Origin of the sequence: Erwinia sp. JUb26 (assembly GCF_003751505.1) — a bacterium.
Taxonomy (GTDB): domain Bacteria; phylum Pseudomonadota; class Gammaproteobacteria; order Enterobacterales; family Enterobacteriaceae; genus Erwinia.
In genome coordinates this window covers 1-1,967 of the sequence record NZ_RJVB01000021.1, presented here as the reverse complement: position 1 = coordinate 1,967, position 1,967 = coordinate 1, and the positions used below count along the sequence as shown (strand labels likewise).

1 protein-coding gene and 1 pseudogene are annotated in these 1,967 nt (G+C 49.5%); both read left to right on the top strand.

Annotated features, from left to right (window positions below; translation table 11 throughout):
* Positions 1–1,554: esterase/lipase family protein (locus tag EC836_RS24535; protein ID WP_370348530.1), on the top strand; the 1,554-nt coding region annotated here is incomplete at its 5' end.
* A gap of 107 nt (positions 1,555–1,661) precedes the next feature.
* Positions 1,662–1,967 (top strand): annotated as a pseudogene (locus EC836_RS24530) (hypothetical protein); the annotation flags it as partial.

Below are 1,967 nucleotides of genomic sequence, written 5' to 3'. Positions count from 1 at the left end.
ACGGTTCGAAGAAGGGAAATAACCATGATGCAAGTAGCAGAAAAAGAGATCGTGATCCGACCTGAATACGATGAAAATGGACGGGCTTACTACAGTCTGCCCAATGCCAGAGCTGAAGACAATCTGGTGGTTGCCTGTCCAAAAGTGGCGGAAAAGGTGATACCAGTAATTTTTCTGCCGGGGGTCATGGGATCGAATCTCAAAAAGATAAATTCGCCTGAAAAAGTCTGGTATGCGGATATGTACCAAGGCGTTGATACTCTGGCATGGATTAATAAAACGAAAGAAGAGAGAAAGGTGCTGCTGAATCCCTTTGCGACCGAAGTCGATTTAACGGGTAAGGTACTTTACGACGATCTCGATGGCAGGATGTTTCCCTCCAGAACGGCGCGCGGCTGGGGCAGTGCGCTTTTTAAAAGCTACGGTGAGCCGCTGCATATTCTGCAATGTATGTTGAATGATGGTCATATTCTGATTGATAACCTGATCGATGGTACCCGAAGGCGAACGGCCCGACAGTTACTGATTGGTGAAGACTTAGGGGCAGAGAAAGGCGAAGAGGCGCTGACGGAGGCTGAGGTCAGGCGGAGTTACGATTATCTTTTTCCCGTCCATGTTTTTGGCTATAACTGGCTGAAGTCAAATGCCGATTCGGCCGATAATCTCGACCGATATATAAAAAAGGTATTAGGTACTTACCGCGGCAGACTTGCTGTTAATAAAGTCATACTGGTGACTCACTCCATGGGCGGTCTGGTGGCCCGGCATTATTCAGAAAATATGAACGGCCGGGGAAACATCCTGGGCATCGTACACGGAGTGATGCCGGATCTGGGCTCTCCGGCGGCATATCGTCGGATGAAAACCGGGGAGCGGGGTATTGTCGGGGCGGTAATTGGTGCCGACGCGGCGAACCTGATGCCCGTGCTGGCCCAGTCACCCGGCCCGCTCCAGCTGCTGCCGGGTAAGGCCTACGGGATGGGATGGCTGAAAATTCACAGCGCTACGGAAAAGATGGATAAGCCGAAGTCTGATCCTTATACGGAAATTTATCTTAATGAGAGTGACTGGTGGCGACTGTGCGAGAAAGACTTATTGCTGGATGATGTGGATAAGGAATGGAAAGCCTATCAGAGCAGGATAAAAAAGGATGCAGAAAATTTTATCGAAAAGTTAAACGGTAAATATCATTCCAGTACCTACGCATTTTACGGTGCCAGTGAAAAATACCCTTCGGACGATCATCTGATATGGCAGCAGATCCCGGCACCAAGGCCGGTGATGGGCATGCCTTTAGACCTCCCCGTATACCGTCACGTAGCGGGTAAAACCTTTGAATTAACCTCCTCCGGCGGCGCGGGCGACGGAACCGTACCCCTACGTGCCGGGCGTATCGCATTTTCCGGGATCCGTTCACTGCTCGCTGCCGATGTCGATCATGAGGGTGCTTATGCCGTGGGAGATACTGATACGGAAAACGGCCTCTCTGTAGCAATGAAGTTTACATTACGCTCGATTATAAAAATGGCCAGTGAGGTGACCTCATGCGGGTAAGGCATATGTGGCTGGGACTGATAGTTATCCTACTCATCCTTTTTACGATTATCTGGTTGCTCATCCGTCCGTGGCCGGCAGCCCCTTCAACGGCAGAGGAAAAACAAATGACAAATAAACTTTTTGAGCAGACCAAACCTCAGTGTCTCGGTCGTTACCTTTTTGATGTACCCGTTTCATTTAATAACGCGGCGGTGGGTCAGGTTAATATCAATGAGATGAGAATATCCAGCAAGCGACTGTATCCTCCGGCGTTTGAGCAACGTGTTCGCTTACGTGAGCAGGAGTTGAAAAATAGTCCTACAGTCGATCCGGAGGATCTCCCTTTTCTGAAGCAGGTATACCGAATAAATGAAAACACAGTGATATTCGATCGTAACGTAAATGGGAGTGTTCCGGGATTCGGACGGGTT